Origin of the sequence: Bacillus sp. L_1B0_5 (assembly GCF_000836715.1) — a bacterium.
Classification (GTDB): Bacteria; Bacillota; Bacilli; order Bacillales; family Bacillaceae_G; genus Bacillus_A; species Bacillus_A thuringiensis_S.
Window position 1 is genome coordinate 1 of record NZ_JXIS01000051.1, and the last position, 18,429, is coordinate 18,429.

An 18,429-nucleotide genomic window follows, 5' to 3' on the forward strand; every position below is an offset into this window, starting at 1 on the left:
GCTGTACGTATATAAGTAAATAAAAAAACGGTTCCTCCCTTGGAATTTATACTTTGAGGAGAGGCCTGGTTCTGTTGCTGATTTTAAAGAATAAAAAGAAATGTTGATAAATCATTATACGTCGAAAAAACACAGTTTGAGTGTAAACTGTGTTTTTTTATATAGAGGCCCCATCCCATCACTATCAAGCTAAAATTTTGTGTTAACTTGTACAAAATTTACATTTTTTACTTTGGGGTAATTTTGAATCCTTAAGTTTATGGGCATGTGGTGGTACCCTCTAATACTGTACAAATTTTTTATAAATGGTTGTAAGGTTCTACGTTTTTGACCATTCTGTACAACGATAACTTTGGTTTATTGATTTCACCTGTAATCTGGTATCCTATCCTCTGATACAATTTAATGGCAAGTTGGTTCTCTTTCTTTACCGTCAGAGAGCATTTGGCAAAGCCTTGCAGCGAAGCTTGTTCCTCAGCAAACTCAATTAGTCTGGTACCTATCCCTAGTCCTCGACTTTCGGGCAGTAAGGCAATTGTTCCGATGTGAAACTCGTCATCTTCTCCCTCCTTCAAGGTAAACATGGAATAAAGCATTTTGATATTCAGTATGTTATAAACAACAAAACCCAGCTTTCGGAACGAAAGCAGCTGTTTAAAAGTGGGCCAGGCAAGACGATTTAAAACGGGTATGGGATAGCAAGTAATCATCCCTAAAGTTTTCCCATCCATTTGAGCTTCATAAGCGTATTGATGACTGAAACGGTTGTTCTCCTGCCGCCATAGCTTACAAAATGTCCAATCGACTGTGTTCTTCTCCTCAGATCCTGCAAGTGGAAACGCCATGTATTCCAATGCCATTACATTTAGCTGGGCGCCGACCATGGATTGATGAACAGCCTTTACAATAGAGATTTTATTCATTATCCTATTGCTCCTTTTCACTTTCTATATTATTAATATTAATTATCATGGATTTGAATCAGTTCAGTTCACTTCCCTCTCAATTCATCCTTAGCTTTGAAACCATAATAAAATGTATTTAAAACAAGCTCTGCAGCAGATTTTTTAGCCACATTTCCTTCATGTACCTGTTCCCAGGTATGGAAAAGCAGAGCATAAAGCGTATTCAAAATCCATTCGCTGCTAACTGTTTGCTGAAAGTAACCTCTTTGTTGTAGCAATTCAATAACGCGTCTTAAGGGTTCCCTCAGCTTCTCTTCTGCTTCACCTAATTCTTTGTTGTTAAATACAGATGCATCATGACCTAGAAAATAGATTTTGTCACCTAAAGGGATTAACGCTTCAATGAGTTCCGGGATATAGTTTTCACTTCTTTCCTCATCCAGTGGAATCTGGTTTACAGTATCACTTACCATTTGTATAGCCCGATGGCCCAAGAACAGCATCAATTTCTCCCTGCTTTCGACGTAGCGATGGAGTGTAGCAATTCCAATTCCCGCATATTCCGCAATTTCATTCATCGAAGCAGTAGGATTTTCAACAAGCAATATAGTAGCTGAATCAAGAATTGCATTAAATCTCGCTTCCTTCAACGCTGACAAGTCTTTCTTCATCGTCAATCTCTCCCTTTTTCTGTATAAAGTCGTCATTTTTGATAGATGAATATATCATTTGATATTATAATAAACAATCTCAAATAAAGTGTCCAGCTGCTGAATGTAGCTTTTCAAAAAGAATTATATTACTGAAACTGATAGCACTTTGAATGTTTCATTTTTAGCATTTCATTATTTAGATAACGATGAAGAAATTAAATTCTTTAATGTAATAAATACAAGAGCCAAAGGAAATGGTACGAATCGCTTTCTTAGTAGAAAAAATGATTACCTTATCTGGTTTTTTTAACTATTTTTATGACGAATTAATAATTACAGTAATTTTTCTACTTTTATTAAATCCGTTTGCACTTCATTTAATTATTGAATATTTTATAATGAAGTTACTTTCTGCATAAAGTTATCGGTTTACTTTAAAATTCACTTCCGGGTATTTGGTCATCAGCCTTTTAAGGGTTGAGCCGTCATCCTTCTGTTTTACATACTGGTCAAAAAATGCCAGGCTGAATTCGTTAATAATACGATGAACTTCCTTTGGATTTTCACCTGGGCTCTGCAACAGAGGTGAGAACAAATGTAAATCGGTAAAGCTTGTATGATCCGTATGAGGAATGACCATTGACATACCACCACCAGCTAACCCACGTCCGTATCGCTCCCTCACTTCAAAGGGATCTGCTTCATCAGGCTCTTCTGCACTCATGAGCAGAAATGGTTTTCCAATGCCACTTTCAGGCAAAATTTCACCATACAATGTACCATCCATATTGATAGCTGCTTTGACACGAGAATCTTTTGCAAGTATTTGTGCTGCGGTAGCTCCACCGTAAGAGTGGCCAAACATTCCAATTCGCGAGGTATCCAGTCTTCCTGTAAAGAAACCGGTCTCATCGTTTTCGTTAAGTTTCTCTATCTGATTGAGGACAAAGCTGACATCTTCCTCCCATAATTTTATGTGGCTATCTCCTTCATCAGTTAAATTGATGGGCTGCACGTAAGCAGTTCGACCACCTGGAAAGACGGTAGCTGCAGCATCAAAGGTATGATCGATACTTAGAACAATATATCCTTGACTAGCCAACTCCTCAACTTGAAACGTGTTTTGATTACGAAAACCATTAAAACCATGAGAGAAGAGTAATATGGGATAGTGATTCTCTGAGTCTGAGAGTTGTAAATCCATAAACGAATGAGACTTTACCAATTCCATGTGGCTGAATGCAAATGCAGGAATAGACAATGTTTTTTCCAATCCCTTGGAGAGCTCATTTATGTTACGAATATAAGGTTCTGGATCCCCCTTGCTTTTTTCAGCTGCAGGATACCAAATTTGCACCATCAGTTCGCGCCGATCGTTTGGATTTTTCGAATATGGTTCATTTCTCTGATGATCAACCCAATGATATAGCTTCGTACCGACCCTATGTGGACCAGTTGGTTCTTCAAATGAAAATACTGGCATAAGTAAGGGTAGCGCAACTGCTACAGACAAATAGATACATAGTAACGAAGTCTTAACTATGAATATACCCGAACTTCTAAAGCCCTTTTTCCGCCCAGTTAATAAATAGCATAAAATTAAGATAACTGGGGATACATATGCCGGAATCATCTGCCACCTAAAACCTTCTGCCAATAACTGAACTGTAACCATTACAACGGCAATCAAAGTAGCTAATTTAGACCACTTTTTCGTTTCTCTGCCTATTAACAGTATCCAACTCAATAGACTAAAATTCACTACTATCAAAACAACTTCCCAGAAATTCATTGGCCTATCTCCTTTGCATGCATTTTACTTCTAATTAAAGAGGTAGTTTTCAGCCTAAGCAAAAGCAGATGAAACACCTATATAGTTGCACCAATTATGCTTAGTAACCGTTGCATCCACTCTACTCCTTTATTCAAATTAAAAACTTAAAATGCCCAGCTACCTTTACGGAAAATTGGTTCTACATTTCCATCTGGTAGAATACCATCGATATCCATCTCACTGCTGCCAATCATAAAGTCCTCATGTGTTATTGAAATATTTGCCCCTAACGTTTCAAGCTGATCGTTTTCTAAATCTCTTCCATCCTCTAAGCAAGTTGGATAAGCTTTACCAATCGCTAAATGGTTCGATGCATTTTCATCAAACAATGTATTAAAATATAAAATTCCCGATGCTGAAATCGGTGATTCATGTGGTACAAGTGCTACTTCACCTAAATAGCAAGAGCCTTCATCCACATTAATAAGCTCCTGTAATAAATCATGTCCTACCTGTGCTTCAGCTTTAACAATTTTTCCTTCTTCAAATGTCAGTTTAAAGCCATCGATAATATTCCCTTGATAAACTAATGGTTTTGTATTGCTTACATAGCCATTTACACCTTGTTTCATCGGTAACGTATAAACCTCTTCTGTCGGCATATTAGCCATAAAGATAGTATCATCAGGAGTTTTACCACCTCCAGTAACCCATTTATGCTGTGGTGCTAATGCAATTGTTAAATCAGTACCTGGCGCTGTATAGTGAAGCTTCATATATTTTTTATCGTTCAGTAGGACCGCACGAGATTCTAAATTTGTTACATGTTCACGCCATTTTTCAATAGCACTGCCGTCACCAATACGAACAGCTTTAAAAATAGCCTCCCATAATGCTGGTACTTGATCCTCAGTTGCTAAACCTGGGAACACCTTCGATGCCCACTTTGGTGAAGGAACTGCTACCATCGACCAAGCTATTGAATCCTTCATTACGGCGTTGCGATTGTTTCTCAGAGCAGCTCCTGCTACCTTTTGATAGGTAGCTAGGCGATCAGATGAAATACCTGTAAATTTATCAGGATCTGTAGCATCTATCATTAATAGTGCTCCTTTACGTTCGATCAGCTCATCATTCATTTTGACTATCCACTCTGGGAAGCGATTAAATTCTTCATCTGAGGCATAATCAAAGTAAGCACGTTCCATTTCTTCATCCGAAAAATTAACATGAACACGCCCTGCCCCAGCCTTATAAGCCTCTTTCACAATTATACGGGCGAAATCCAATGCATCCACTGATGTATTGACTAATAAGTATTGCCCTGGTTGAATATTGACACCGATTTTCACCGTAAGTTCTGCATATGCTTGTAATTTTTCTTCAAAAGTCATATTATTTACCTCGCTTTTATTAAATTGGTTTTGAATTCCCCTCACTAACTTACTTTCTGAACAGGTTTTCTCAGAATTTCCATTTCCCATTTTTTATTAGAACATGATAACAACTAATGGATTTTTTCTACTACTCATATATTTAATTTTTAAACTTTGATTCAATTAATATTGATTTGTTTTTCAAAAAATCTAATCGAAGGGTATCAAACACTACATAAAGTTATAGAGTTCTTTATTGTGAAAGCTCACTCATTTCTTCCCAATCTTTTCAATGCTGCTGTACCTAAAGACTTACCATCAATAGGGCGTTTAACATTCTCAATCACTCCTTTATCTTTACAAAAGCATTTTTGATAGATAAACATATCATTTGACATAAGATTAAATCATTTCAAATGAATTATCAAGCCATAAAATTTAATTTTTAAAAAATTCGGTAAAAAAAACCATATGAAAATGGATTCTATCAAAGGGAGCGATAACAAAAAGATTTTTATACACACATGGATAAAACACATGACAAACTTATATATAATTGCAAGTTCAACTCTCACAAAAAACAGGATAAAAAAATAAACAGCAGAACTAGTCCACTGTTTACTTTGCCACACCTTCATGTAATTTTTCTGTATAATCCTTTACATCTTTCCAGCTATCTTTCGCTGTATGTAAATCTTCTTTTATAAACGTAAACTCTTCTGGAGTAATTCCTTTTACGTTTTGTAGTAAATTATTATATTTTGCACCTACTGTATACCATTGATTTGATATGTTTTGTAGTGCTGTAATTGCTGCATCAATTGTTTCTGTCATGTTTGTTGTTTTATTTTTTACATCAGTCAAAATTAAGACTTCTGCTTGTGCTCCTGAAATTCTATCTTTTAAATTAGCGATTTCTCTTTCTGCATTTGCGATATCTTTTTTCGCAACCGCAATCATCGGCCCGCCAGCAAGACATGTTATTAGAGCTACGCAAAGTACGCCACCAGCAATGACCATATCATTACTCTTTTTAATCGAATCGTTATATGTATTTATTTGTTGCTCTAGAGCTGGAATACCAGCATTCGTACTTGCCAATATCGCTGTTAACTGATTTGTATCCTCTTTGAAACTATTTGTATCTTTCGCCATTCTATCGCGAAAAGCTTTCAAATTTCCTAATAATCCATCTACCTCATTTTGATTCTTTACAATATCCGCATACAACTTTTCTAAATCCGCTTTTAATTTTCCGCTATCCTTTTGATCAATCGCTATTAACATGTCATTATAATACGATTGAAAAGTATTATTGTAATTTATAATATTTTGATCCGTTTTCATAATTTGAGGCTTCATATTATTTAACCAATATGCTGCATTAACTTTTGCATCTCTTTGATGCTGAATCATATTCCCTTTAAATTCACTATTAATCGAACTTATTTTACTTAAATCTGTCTCTTGCTGATTTTGAATTAATTTTGCATATGAATCCATTGCAAATATGCTCGATGTCGTTTGCGCCATAACGTCTTGGAATCCAGCTGGCCCTAGAGAATAATTTTGCGCACTTTCTTGCAATGTTTTTACGTTTTGTTCTGCTGCAAAAGGATGTAAAGGAAATGCGTTACTCGTTGCCACCCCAGCAATCATTAACGTTAAAAGGCATTTTTTATAAAAACTTTTCTGCATATTTTTCACCTATTCTCCTTATAAGGATATCAAAAGCTCCTGCTCACAACTGAACAGGAGCTTCAAATCATTCATCAACACTTAACGCTCTAACAATTCGTATTCGATTATGCTTTTTTCGTATCTACTACTTTAATATCTTCCGCATAAATCTTTTCTGCATAGTCTTTAATGTTTTTCCAGCTATCTTTCGCAATGTTTAAATCTTCTTTAATGAAAACTAGGTCGTTTGGACTAATAGAATCTACATTTTGAAGTAAAGAATTGTATTTTGATCCCATTGTGTACCATTGGTTTGAAATATTTTGTAACGCTGTAATTGCAGTATCAATTGTATTTGTTAAATACTCTGTTTGTGTTTTAATGTTCGTTAATCCTGCTACTTCTAATTGCGCAGTTGTAACTTGTCCTGTTATCTTTTGAATTTCTGCTTGTGCATTATCAAGCTCTTTCTTCGCTAATACGATTCCAGCTGTACCACCGCCTACAGCTGCTGCGCCACCTGCAATTAATGCTACTCCTAGCGGTGTTCCTGCGCCCGTAGCAATAACTACTGCACCACCGATAATTGCAATTGGTCCTAGAGCTGTCGCAACAGATGAACCGATAATAATTGCATTATATTTACTAATTGCTTCATTGTACGTTGTAATTTGATTTTGCAGAAGCGGAATTCCTGCATCTTGACTAGCTAATATAGATGTAATTTGATTTGCATCACCCTTGAAGTTTTGCGTATCCGAAGTCATTTTATTTCGGAATTTCTTCAAGTCTTCTACTAACTGATCCACTTGCGCTTTATTTTCATTAATACTACTTGATAATCTAGTTAAGCCTTTCGTAAGAGTTGCTTTATCCTTTGCATCAACTGCAGCAACTAAAGTATCATAATAGTTTTGGAATTTCGTATTGTAGTTAATGATATTTTGATTCGTTGAAATAAGCTGTGGTTTTAATACATCTAACCATTGCTTCGCATTTCCTCTCGCTGTATCTTGATGCTGAATGACTTTTCCTTTTAAAGCCGCATCAACAGACGATACATTTCCAAAGTTAACATTACCTTGTTTAATAATTGTTAAAGCATACAGATCCATTACTAAAGCATTTGAACCTGTTCTTTCCATTGCATCTTTTAAGCCTTCTGGTCCTAATGAGTATTCTTCATAGTCATTATAAGCTTTTGCTACCGCATGAACTGGAGCTTGTTTCACTGTGCTTTCAGCTGCATACGTATGGGCTGGCATAATGTTTCCTGCTGCAAATACTGCCATAAGTGCTGATAGAGCCATTACTTTATATGGTTTTTTTGTCATTTTTCTTCTCTCCCTATATCGCTAATTATTTTTCTGCTTAATGTACTTCAACGTTTGTAACGTAATCTTCAAATTGATTTGTTTGTTTATTCATTTCATCACTTACTTTTTTAATTTGATTGAAATGTTTTTGAAGTAAACTACTGTCTGTATACGTGCCTTCTTCAACATTCTTTTGAATTTGAATCATATTATTATTTAAAACTTTCCAATCCGTTAATAACGTTTCTAAAGTTGTAATTTGACGATCAATTAATTCTGTAAAGCTATTTACTTGATCTTCAACGAATGTAATTTGAGTCGCCTCTGCTTCAGTTTGTGATAACTTTTGAATAAGTGGCAATAACTCTTTTTGCTTTTGTTGAATGCGAAGAGCTGCTTCTCTCGTTTGACTATCTGCAGCATTTACAATTTCATTACTTAAAGTACCGATAGAAACAAAATCGATTGTTTTCGTTTGTGCAGTTTGATTTGTGATTGTAAATACTTGTTTACCGATATTAATAGAACCTTTAATGATTTCTTGAGGTCTATTCAAAATAGTAGTTAGTTCAGCTTGAATTTCCCCTTGAATTCTTTTAATATCTTCTCTTAATTTCACAATATCTCCACTTGATCTTTGCAGTGTTTTTATTGCTTCATCGGCTTTAATTGATAAGTTGTTACTATCTTTGTCTAATACTGTTTTAAATCGATTTAACTCTAATAAATCTTGCTCCATACTCTCTTGGATGCTTTGTACTTGCAATTGTAATTTTCCATATGCACTCATAAAATCTGCTTTTGCTTGCTGATCTTCATTTACGTTTCCTGCTAGTTCATAGAGCTTACTATAATAGCTATTAAATCTAGTGCTGTATCTCATCATTTCTTGATTTAAGTCAATTAGCTTCGGATTATATTCATCAATCCATTCTCGTACATTCGCCTTTGCAAACTTTTGATGATTCGTTAAGCTACTCATCGCATTTACCTTAATGTCTGGCTGTTGCAAAATAATTAATCCGTATGCTTGAATAAGCGGTGATTGTGATCCTAACATTCTAATTGAATTGGATAATGTATTTGGAGCAATTACATTTTGCGCATATACTGTTTTCACTTCTGTTTGCCCCTCCTTGGCGTAAGCGCTTACAGGAATGAAGCAACTCGTAGATACTGCTGTAACCAATAACCCTGTAATTAAAGTCTTTTTCACTTTAACTCCTCCTATATATTAGCAACTATTACTATCGCATTTTATTATTCTATTTTCTTGCCCATAATTTGAGATGGTTAAAATAGAGAACGTTCTCACCGCGATCCATGTATGAACCACCTCTCTCGTATTGCTACAGTACTTACTTATCGTCACAAAACATTTTATTATTTTTCATATGTGTTTAGTATGAATAACATTGTATAAATTTTCTATTCCATCGAAATTCCCACATTCACATAGTGAATATATTACGTAAAAATATTATTCATTTTAAACTAAACAACATGCGTAAATATGAAATTTCGTTTTGTTTTCATATATGTTTTGTACTGTAAGGTCATTTAAACACAGCTGTTTATATAACGTAAAGAAGTATTTTCATTCCCTTTATTTTCAAGCTTTCATGTCCTTATTTCAAAATATAATCCGATTCACTTTATCGATTGAAATATCTACATATCACCACAGAAAACACTACTTGCAAATAACCGATAAAATTATATCGATATAATTTTTAAACCCATATGCAATTATGCATAGGATATACACAAAAAGGATAGCTTCATTTTCACGAAGCTATCCTTCAAAAATCTTCTTATTTTTTCAAATGATATGGAACTGTCGTAATAACAACATTTCTTTTATAAAGTAAATACGCACGTATGAGTAAACTGGATTGATTATGAAGAATGTTATGCCAACCTTTTTTCGGAATGAACTGTGGTATAACGACCGTAACGCGGTAATTCGATTCACTTGCCTTATACTGCACTGTATCAATGAATTTCGTTAGCGGCTGAATAATACTTCTATAATGAGAATGTAATGTAACAAGCCTTACTTCAGGTTGCCACACCTTCCATTTCTCTTCAAATTTCTTTTCCTCTTCTCTGTCAAAAGCAACATATACAGCGATAACTTGATCTGCAGAAAGAGATTTCGCATAGTTCAATGAATTTTCTACTACATGCGTCATACCTGCTACAGGAACGACAATTACATTCCCCTCAATTGGAATAAGAGGTTCACAAGTTTTTAAACTTAATTGATCACCCACTGCATCATAATGCTTCTTAATTCGATGAAACAAGAAGATAATAGCAGGTAAGAAAATAAGAATCGACCAAACTTGTGCAAATTTAGTTAAAAAGAACATGCTCATTACGATAAAACTAATAACTGCACCAATTAAATTAACCGTTAATTTTAAAGCCCATCCTTCAGGTTTTTCACGAAGCCACTTTAATACCATCCCTGTTTGAGAAAGTGTAAATGGAATAAATACACCTACTGCATATAACGGAATTAAATGTTCTGTTTGTCCTTGGAAAGCTACAATTAAAATAATCGAAGCAACTCCAAGTATTATAATACCGTTTGAGTAACCTAGACGGTCTCCTCTAATCGTAAACATTCTCGGTATGAATTTATCTTTTGCGAGGTTAACCGCTAATAAAGGAAATGCAGAATAGCCTGTATTAGCTGCGAGAATTAATATTAAAGCTGTTGTACCTTGTATGAAATAGTACATGAAATTACGTCCAAATGTTTGTTCAGCAATTTGAGAAACAACTGTTACTTCTTTACTCGGCGTCACTCCGTAATAATAAGCTAAAAATACAATTCCTGAAAATAACACAGCAAGTAATGCACCCATTGCAAGCAATGTTTTTGCAGCATTGTTTGGCGCAGGATCTTTAAAGTTCGGAATTGCATTTGAAATTGCTTCAACACCTGTTAAAGCAGAACTACCTGATGCAAATGCTCTTAACAGTAAAAACAAACTAATGCCCGCAACCGGCGTTCCGATCGGCGTGTGTAAAGCCTGCGAAACGTGACCAGTCAAAATATTATATATGCCTACACCAATTAATATAAATAGTGCTAAAACAAATAAATAAACAGGATATGCTAAAACGGAAGCTGATTCCGTTACTCCTCTTAAATTTAAGATCGTAATAAATATAACAAATATAATCGCAATGATTACATTATGTGCATGTAAACTAGGAAAAGCAGATGTTAGCGCATCTGTACCTGCAGATACACTTACCGCAACAGTTAAAATATAGTCGACTAATAAAGATCCTCCAGCAATTAAGCCTGGATTCATCCCTAAATTTTCTTTTGATACAACATACGCTCCCCCGCCATGCGGATAAGCAAAAATAATTTGACGATAAGATAAAATAAGGGCTGTCAATAATACTAATACCCCAACAGCGATCGGAATGGAATACCAATAAGCGATCGCTCCCACACCTGCTAAAGCAATTAAAATTTGCTCTGGACCGTAAGCAACTGATGACAATGCATCAGAAGATAAAATAGCTAAAGCTTTCGTTTTATTAAGCTTTTGTTCTCCAAGCTCTGTTGATTTTAACGGTCTTCCAATTAAAAATCTTTTAATAGATGAAACCAATGCTGTCCACTCTCCAATAATTTTGTACGAACTTTTCTGCTTTTTACAGCAAGTAAACGATTTCTTCAGAAAACAAAAAATGTCTACAAGCCATAGCGAAATAGACTTGTAGACATTATTTTTTTTGTCGCACAAGCTCCACCTTCCTTCTCAATATAACGCTTACGAGGTTAGCTGTCGGATTCGGGCCTATGAGTAGCCCTACCTTTTTCAAGGATTCACCCCATCGGATTATGTACTAATCCGTAAAAACGGGTCCCCCGTACCATGCGGTTTCAGCGATTTAGAAAATTGAAACTGTGGATTATAATACTCCTTTATTTTCAAAAAGTAAACAAAAATTTTTAATAAGAAAAAAATTAAAATGATTGCGCATAATCCGCTGAGAAATATACATAATGAATATTAAAAATCCGCAAAGGAGACCCATATGTCTAAAGAAAAGAAGCCTATTTTTTCCGATTCATATTTAGATGCAGTAGCAAATGAAATTAATCAGTTATATGGTAAACGTGAACAGGAAATAAATTTGACAGATAGAACGAAAAGAAATAAATAATTTGTCATACAAAAAAATAAAAAAGATAGCAATACACTTATATATTGCTATCTTTTTTATTTTTTCATACATCTAATTCTATTACAGATTTGTTAAAGGTCATCTCTTCATACACCTTTAAATTTTGATATATAGTTCCTAATAATGGTGCCGCTATAGAAAATTTCTCTGCTACATCCAGTAAATATCCTTGCAAGTGCTTCCCTTCAATAAACGAACCCTTTTCCATATCACGCTGCATCGATGACTTCATATCATACGAAATTGTATCAATCGTTTTCATATGTTCCTGGACAATATTTTCCTTTACCGGAGCTCCTAATACTCTCATGATTTGTACAGATTCCTCAAACACATTACGGATAAAATCACGGCCGCCTTCACTTTCACGGATTGGTCCAATTGGTGCACGCATTAACGTTGTTACACCTGACATTACAGTAATAAATAAATATTTATGCCACATATCTTGCGTAATATTTTCACTTAAAACAAAACTAGACTTCGTACCTGAAAATGCTTTAGAAATATGCTTTACTCTCTCTGAATTTTGAGACTTAATTTCTCCAAACACAAGTCTGTTGGCAGCGCTAGTTTGTACAATTTCTCCTTGATCGTTTAACGTCGTCTCGATAAAGCATAAACCGCCAATTACTTTTTCTTCGCCGAATTCTTTTTGTAGTAGTGATAAATGAGCGATACCATTTAACAATGGAATGATTACAGTATTATCGCCAACAAACGGCTTCAAATCTTGAATAGCCTCGTTTAAGTGATACGCTTTTGTTGAAAATAAAATAACATCAAATTGAGAAGTTCTCTCTTCTTTCGTTATTAATTTCGGTTGGAAGGTAAAATCTCCGTTAACACTTCGGATTACAAGTCCTTTTTCCTCTAATTGTTTTTTCCGGTTACTACGAACAAGAAACGTAACATCTTCTCCCTTCTCGACTAATCTGCCACCAAAAAATCCTCCGACTCCACCAGCGCCTAATACTAAAATCCGCATACAGCATCCCCCTTTTTAAAATACAATTTTATAACTTTTAGTATACATAACATTATACATGTTCCCTGCTAAACAAGCTGAATTTTCACTCTTAAACAAGTATAAAACAGTGGTTATTTTCAAATAAATTTGGGCATGTTGTTTCTATAGTATATATGGAAAGGAAACAATGTAGATGGAGGCAATACAAGCAATTGAGGAAAAAGGTGTAGCAACAGCTATATTTCAATTTATATTCCCGTTTTCGTTTAAAGCTGGATATGAACAAGATATGTTCCCTTTCTTACAAAAAAACGATTTTCGTCCTTTTCGGCTCGATCATCTCGATGATGAAAATACATATTATGGGGAGTTTAAAGTTTCACATCAAAATATGGAAGCATACTATCTTTCATTTACAAATAAAATTCTCTTTCCTCACTCAGAGCATCAAAAGGGCTTGCAACGTTATTCAAAGGATCTTAACTTAACTGGACATTTAACAACAAACCTTATTTCAATTCCATTCAAGATACACTCTATTGATGTAACACTTTGTCCTTATGAACTTGGCTTCTTAACAATTCGAACAAAAGTAAACACTGCTCCAAATATGACTTTATCTGAAGCAATCGAATTCGCTGCTCGCTTCCGTGTACTTGAAACTAAAACTGATACAAATGAGTCTATTTGTATTGAATGTAACGGAAAAAAGTATTCCCAAGTTGAAAAATTCATTTTTGGTTATTTATTTCATGGCGTAACTGATTTCTTTGAAAAGAAGAGATTAAGAAGTTCATACTTTCAAACCTTCCCTTTCTTTGAAGACCAAAGAATGTACGTTCAAACTTTATTGTCACTAAAAGAAGGTATGGAACTTAATGAAGTGGATGTTTATCGTACTTCCAGTCTTTCCGGATTAACAAGTGATGGTAAACCATATGTAAGCGCAAATAACCTTCCTTACATTCATGAATATTTAAAAAAACATGCTTATCAGAGATGGGCTCCAAATCGTTATTTCATAATGGAAGAACATATTTTTACATGTGTAACAAATGAAGGAGAACGCGAAATCTCTAAACTTGCTAGTCAAATGTACGGGGAATTTTATTACGCTTTATTATTAAACCTATTCCATAAAATTGTTTTATTAAAAATGGCAAACGCCTATGCTGAGCTAAATATTGAACAAGATACTAATGAAATAGAGAAATTAATTTATTCGATCAATTCGTTCACCGCTAATTATTTTTCTTTAGAATTAGTATCCCAATCACAAAGTGAAGATATTTTCTTCCGCTTAAGAAAACTTTTTAATATTGAGGTTTTATACTCGAACGCAAAACAAAATCTTGATAGTTTGTTTAAATATCAAGAAAATGTCGCCTCTAAAAAAGATAGCCTTTTATTATTAATTTTAACGCTCTACTCTGTAGTGGGCCAAATGTTAGGGTTTACTATGATCGACCTTTTAAGAAACACCGATTCAAACAAAATATCTTCACCTCTTGAATTTTTCGCTCTATTAATTGCGATTAGCGGCATTGTCATTTCACTTATTTTAGGAGCCCAAAGTTTATATCAATGGGGTCTACAGCATAAACAAAGAAAAGCTTGGGTAAAACAAACGGTACTGTCTGCTGTAAAAGAAAAAGAGGATAAAAATTAAAGAAGGTTATTTTCAAATACATGGTATGCTGCAGTAAATGAAATTTTTATCAGCGATTTTCCGATTATATCAGCGCAACTCAAAATATATCAGCGATTTTTTTAAATATATCGACTTACCGACAAAAAACGACAAATGACAGGACTGTATAATAAAAAAAGGGTGCTCCAAAATAAAACTTGGAGTACCCTTTTTATTATACGAATTCAGCTTACTTCCCTGCTTCGATTTTCTCTAATGCAGCAGCTACTTGTTCTTCAGTTAATTCATGTTGTATTACATAGCGGTTACGTGGGCTTACACGACATTCATGAGAGCATGCACGTAAATGTTTCGCTTCGTTTTCTTCCGAACATAAAATTTTCTTATTACATTCTGGATTTGAACAGTTTACATAGCGCTCACAAGGTTCACCTGTAAAGTGATCTTTACCAACGATAATATGTTCTTTTTGGTTTACTGGCACAGCGATACGCTCATCAAACACGTAACATTGTCCATCCCAAAGCTCACCTTGTACTTCTGGATCTTTTCCGTACGTTACAATTCCGCCGTGAAGCTGACTTACATCTTCATAACCTTCACGAACTAACCAACCTGAGAATTTCTCACAACGAATTCCACCTGTACAGTACGTTAAAATCTTTTTACCTTCAAGTGTTTCTTTGTTTTCTCTAATCCAATCTGGTAATTCACGGAATGATTCAATATCAGGTTTAATCGCACCTTTGAAGTGTCCTAAATCAAACTCATAATCATTTCGTGCATCAATGATAACTGTATCTTCTTGTTTCATTGCCTCATAAAAATCTTTTGGCTCTAAATACTTCCCAGTTATTTCGTGTGGGTTAATGTCATCTTCTAGACGAAGTGTAACTAACTCTGGACGAGGACGTACGTGCATTTTCTTGAATGCATGCCCTTCTTCTTCATCTATTTTAAATACGATACCATCAAAACGTGGATCATTATTCATTGCTTCCATGTATTTCTCTGTTTGCTCTACAGTTCCAGAACAAGTTCCGTTAATACCTTCTTTTGCTACAAGAATTCTTCCTTTTAATTCAAGTGAATTACAAAATTCTAAATGCTCTGCAGCAAATTCTTCTGGGTTTTCAATTGTTGTGTACATGTAATATAGTAATACTCTGTATGGTTTTGTAGTTGCCAATGTATTTCTACCACCTATCTAATTTTTAAAATCATGTATAAGTTAACGTTCATATCAAAACATATATAATAAGAAAATGAATCCCATTTTCTTTTCTTTATACTATTTTCTATCAGTTAACAAAAATAAAAAACAAGATTACACATCATAACACTATGGTTATGTTGTAATCCCAATATATTATATATCATACAATTGCAATTCCATCAATTAATATGCTGTATTATCGGCTTTATGTTCACATAAATTTCAAAAACAGCCCTTTAATTCACTATGTTTCCCCATGTCATCACACCATAAACTCCCAATTCATTTTACATTATCACACCATCCATTGCATAAAGGCATATAATTTGCATTAAGGAAACTTTCGTGTTCAAATGAAATTATCACATAACATATTTAAATGTATTGAAATAATGAGTAAGAATAAATACAATAATTTCATCAAGTTAACATTTTAAAGGGGAAAACTACTATGAATAAAGATATAACAAAAGATGAACATCTCCCTTCTGAAAGTACAACTGTACAATCAGCCCACTTAGCTTTAAGTGGAGAAACAAAAGGTTGGAAAAGACTGTTACCATTTTTAGGACCCGCTTTTATCGCGTCCGTTGCTTATATTGATCCTGGCAACTTTGCTACAAATATCGCAGCTGGTTCACAATATGGATATTTACTATTATGGGTTATACTCGCTTCTAACTTAATGGCTGTATTAATCCAAACTTTATCAGCTAAATTAGGAATTGCTACAGGAAACAATTTACCCGAAATAGCTCGTGAAAACTTTCCAAAGCCTGTGTCTATCGGCTTATGGATACAAGGTGAACTAGTTATTATGGCTACAGATTTAGCGGAATTTATTGGAGCTGCATTGGGGCTTTACTTACTATTTGGAATCCCGATGCTACCTGCCGCTTTAATTACAGCAGCCGGATCATTTATTATCCTTGAATTTCAACGTAGAGGATTTCGTCCACTAGAAGCTATTATTACAGGAATGATTTTCATTGTAGTAATCGCTTTTGGGATTCAAGTTTTTTATGCAAAACCAGAATTAAGTCCCCTTCTTTCAGGACTATTTATTCCAAAATTCCAAGGTGTAGACAGTATATTACTTGCAGCAGGGATTTTAGGTGCAACAGTTATGCCGCATGCAATATACTTGCATTCTGCATTAACACAACGCCGCGTGGTTGGAACAACTGATGAACAAAAGAAAAAGATTTTCCGTTTCGAATTTATTGATATCATTATCGCAATGGTTATCGCTGGAGCAATTAATGCGAGTATGTTAATTGTTGCTGCTGCACTATTCTTTAAAAATGGTATGCACGTTGAAGATTTAGATGTGGCATACACTCAGTTTAGTAACTTAGTCGGTCCTGTATCAGCTGCGTTATTTGGAATTGGGCTCTTATCAGCAGGACTATCTAGCTCTTCTGTCGGTACAATGTCAGGTGATATTATTATGCAAGGTTTCATTCGAATGCATATTCCGTTATACTTACGCCGATTTATTACAATGATTCCACCACTAGTAATTATCGCTTTAGGTGTAAATCCAACTTACGCTCTAGTCATGAGCCAAGTCGTCTTATCATTCGGTATTGCTTTTGCATTAGTACCACTTATTATGTTTACAAGCAATAAAAAAATTATGGGTGCGCTCGTTAATCACCGCATAACAACCTTTATCGCTTGGATCATTGCTGCACTTGTTATCATTTTAAATATTTTCTTATTGTATCAAACATTTGTAGGGTAATGAAAAAAGAAGGCTGTCCCAAGATTATTTGGAGACAGCCTTCTTTTTTGAATTATAAATTTTCATCATCTATTCACATGTCACACCGTGCTTTCAACAAATTTTTCAAACTCTTCTTCCTCCTCAATAAATGGAAAATGATTACTGTATTCAAATGTCGACATTATTGCATTTGGCATAAGTTCGGCTACTTCTACTGCAAATTCATGAGGACACTGTGCATCATAAATTCCAGCGTAAATACGGGCTTGTATATTTACATTCTCTAATTGTAAACGCACATCAAATGTAGGTAACTCCTTATAAGAAAAATAATCAAGACGTTTTGAAACTGTTTTACCGCTGTTCGGTCTAGTAATCATTTCATCATAAGCTGATTCATTATATAAAGACATCATTGTCCATTCTTTGTTTACGGCACGCCTCTCATCAATTGTAGAAGCCGTGTCCCTAAGTACTGCAAATATTTCTCTTAAACGAGCATTTTGATTATTATCTCTACAATAAATACTATTTTTGTGATTTATATACTCAGCTGATGCACATAATCCGCCAGCTATAATTTTCACAAGCTTCTCCGGACACATTATCGCATACTGTAAAGCAAGCATTCCACCAGTCGAATGACCTGCATACGTCCAATCTTCAATATTTAATGCTTTACGTATCGCCTCTAAATCACGTACTGCATCTACCATTCCTAGATTATATTTAGTGGTGTCATGTGTAGAGTTTCCGCACCCTCTTAAGTTTATAAGATACACTGTGTAATGATTCGTAAATGCCGAAGCAAATAAGTTACCCTTGCCATTAAACTCACTGTATAAATGCGTTACACACAGTGGTTTTCCTTCACCCTTTTGAAAATACTCAAATCTCCCTCTATCAGTTTCAACATAATACTTCTCCCACATTAGCGC

The 18,429-nt window shown here is 34.7% G+C and carries 15 protein-coding genes and 1 riboswitch; of the genes, 4 read left to right on the plus strand and 11 right to left on the minus strand.

The annotated features are described in order from the left end of the window. Positions 1-299: 299 nt before the first annotated feature. Together RT27_RS17675 and RT27_RS17680 are read right to left on the minus strand one after the other, a co-directional pair. The gene (locus tag RT27_RS17675) at positions 300-923 is read right to left on the minus strand and encodes an N-acetyltransferase (protein WP_001033856.1); all 624 of its coding nucleotides are present in this window, start codon (positions 921-923) and stop codon (positions 300-302) included. 68 nt (positions 924-991) lie between these two features. After that, on the minus strand, positions 992-1,576 hold the full coding sequence (locus RT27_RS17680) for a TetR/AcrR family transcriptional regulator (RefSeq protein WP_043936825.1): 585 nt from the start codon (positions 1,574-1,576) through the stop codon (positions 992-994). Positions 1,577-1,812: 236 nt separating this feature from the next. Here RT27_RS17680 and RT27_RS35275 point away from each other — a divergent pair, with 236 nt between their 5' ends. After that, on the plus strand, positions 1,813-1,977 hold the full coding sequence (locus tag RT27_RS35275; protein WP_016082058.1) for a hypothetical protein: 165 nt from the start codon (positions 1,813-1,815) through the stop codon (positions 1,975-1,977). A gap of 2 nt (positions 1,978-1,979) precedes the next feature. Here RT27_RS35275 and RT27_RS17685 read toward each other — a convergent pair whose 3' ends face one another. The 6 genes from RT27_RS17685 to RT27_RS17710 form a co-directional block, all read right to left on the minus strand. Beyond that, the gene (locus RT27_RS17685) at positions 1,980-3,350 is read right to left on the minus strand and encodes a carboxylic ester hydrolase (protein ID WP_043936827.1); all 1,371 of its coding nucleotides are present in this window, start codon (positions 3,348-3,350) and stop codon (positions 1,980-1,982) included. A 146-nt stretch (positions 3,351-3,496) separates the two neighbouring features. Next, on the minus strand, positions 3,497-4,726 hold the full coding sequence (locus tag RT27_RS17690) for an aminopeptidase (protein WP_043936829.1): 1,230 nt from the start codon (positions 4,724-4,726) through the stop codon (positions 3,497-3,499). Positions 4,727-5,326: 600 nt separating this feature from the next. Next, positions 5,327-6,406, minus strand: a complete 1,080-nt coding sequence (nheC, locus tag RT27_RS17695; protein ID WP_043936928.1) for a non-hemolytic enterotoxin NHE subunit C — start codon at positions 6,404-6,406, stop codon at positions 5,327-5,329. Positions 6,407-6,513: 107 nt separating this feature from the next. After that, positions 6,514-7,722, minus strand: a complete 1,209-nt coding sequence (gene nheB / locus RT27_RS17700) for a non-hemolytic enterotoxin NHE subunit B (RefSeq protein WP_000162968.1) — start codon at positions 7,720-7,722, stop codon at positions 6,514-6,516. Positions 7,723-7,759: 37 nt separating this feature from the next. After that, positions 7,760-8,920 (minus strand): non-hemolytic enterotoxin NHE subunit A, encoded by a 1,161-nt coding sequence (nheA, locus tag RT27_RS17705; protein ID WP_043936832.1) that lies wholly within the window; start codon positions 8,918-8,920, stop codon positions 7,760-7,762. 598 nt (positions 8,921-9,518) lie between these two features. Continuing rightward, a complete protein-coding gene (locus tag RT27_RS17710; RefSeq protein WP_016082062.1) occupies positions 9,519-11,345 on the minus strand; it encodes an APC family permease in 1,827 nt (608 codons plus the stop codon). 144 nt (positions 11,346-11,489) lie between these two features. Beyond that, positions 11,490-11,636: riboswitch (cyclic di-AMP (ydaO/yuaA leader) on the minus strand. A gap of 139 nt (positions 11,637-11,775) precedes the next feature. Between RT27_RS17710 and RT27_RS36120 the strand changes: the two genes are divergently transcribed. Next, a complete protein-coding gene (locus RT27_RS36120; protein WP_000031873.1) occupies positions 11,776-11,904 on the plus strand; it encodes a hypothetical protein in 129 nt (42 codons plus the stop codon). A 64-nt stretch (positions 11,905-11,968) separates the two neighbouring features. Here the strand turns inward: RT27_RS36120 and panE are convergent, their stop codons facing one another. Further along, a complete protein-coding gene (gene panE / locus RT27_RS17720; RefSeq protein ID WP_029441993.1) occupies positions 11,969-12,913 on the minus strand; it encodes a 2-dehydropantoate 2-reductase in 945 nt (314 codons plus the stop codon). Positions 12,914-13,088: 175 nt separating this feature from the next. Between panE and RT27_RS17725 the strand changes: the two genes are divergently transcribed. After that, a complete protein-coding gene (locus RT27_RS17725; protein ID WP_029441992.1) occupies positions 13,089-14,564 on the plus strand; it encodes a hypothetical protein in 1,476 nt (491 codons plus the stop codon). 211 nt (positions 14,565-14,775) lie between these two features. Here RT27_RS17725 and RT27_RS17730 read toward each other — a convergent pair whose 3' ends face one another. Beyond that, positions 14,776-15,735 (minus strand): rhodanese-related sulfurtransferase, encoded by a 960-nt coding sequence (locus RT27_RS17730; protein WP_043936834.1) that lies wholly within the window; start codon positions 15,733-15,735, stop codon positions 14,776-14,778. 478 nt (positions 15,736-16,213) lie between these two features. Here RT27_RS17730 and RT27_RS17735 point away from each other — a divergent pair, with 478 nt between their 5' ends. Continuing rightward, positions 16,214-17,509 (plus strand): Nramp family divalent metal transporter, encoded by a 1,296-nt coding sequence (locus tag RT27_RS17735; protein ID WP_029441990.1) that lies wholly within the window; start codon positions 16,214-16,216, stop codon positions 17,507-17,509. Between the two features lie 80 nt (positions 17,510-17,589). Here RT27_RS17735 and RT27_RS17740 read toward each other — a convergent pair whose 3' ends face one another. Continuing rightward, the gene (locus RT27_RS17740; RefSeq protein ID WP_000263707.1) at positions 17,590-18,423 is read right to left on the minus strand and encodes an alpha/beta hydrolase; all 834 of its coding nucleotides are present in this window, start codon (positions 18,421-18,423) and stop codon (positions 17,590-17,592) included. Positions 18,424-18,429 lie beyond the last annotated feature (6 nt).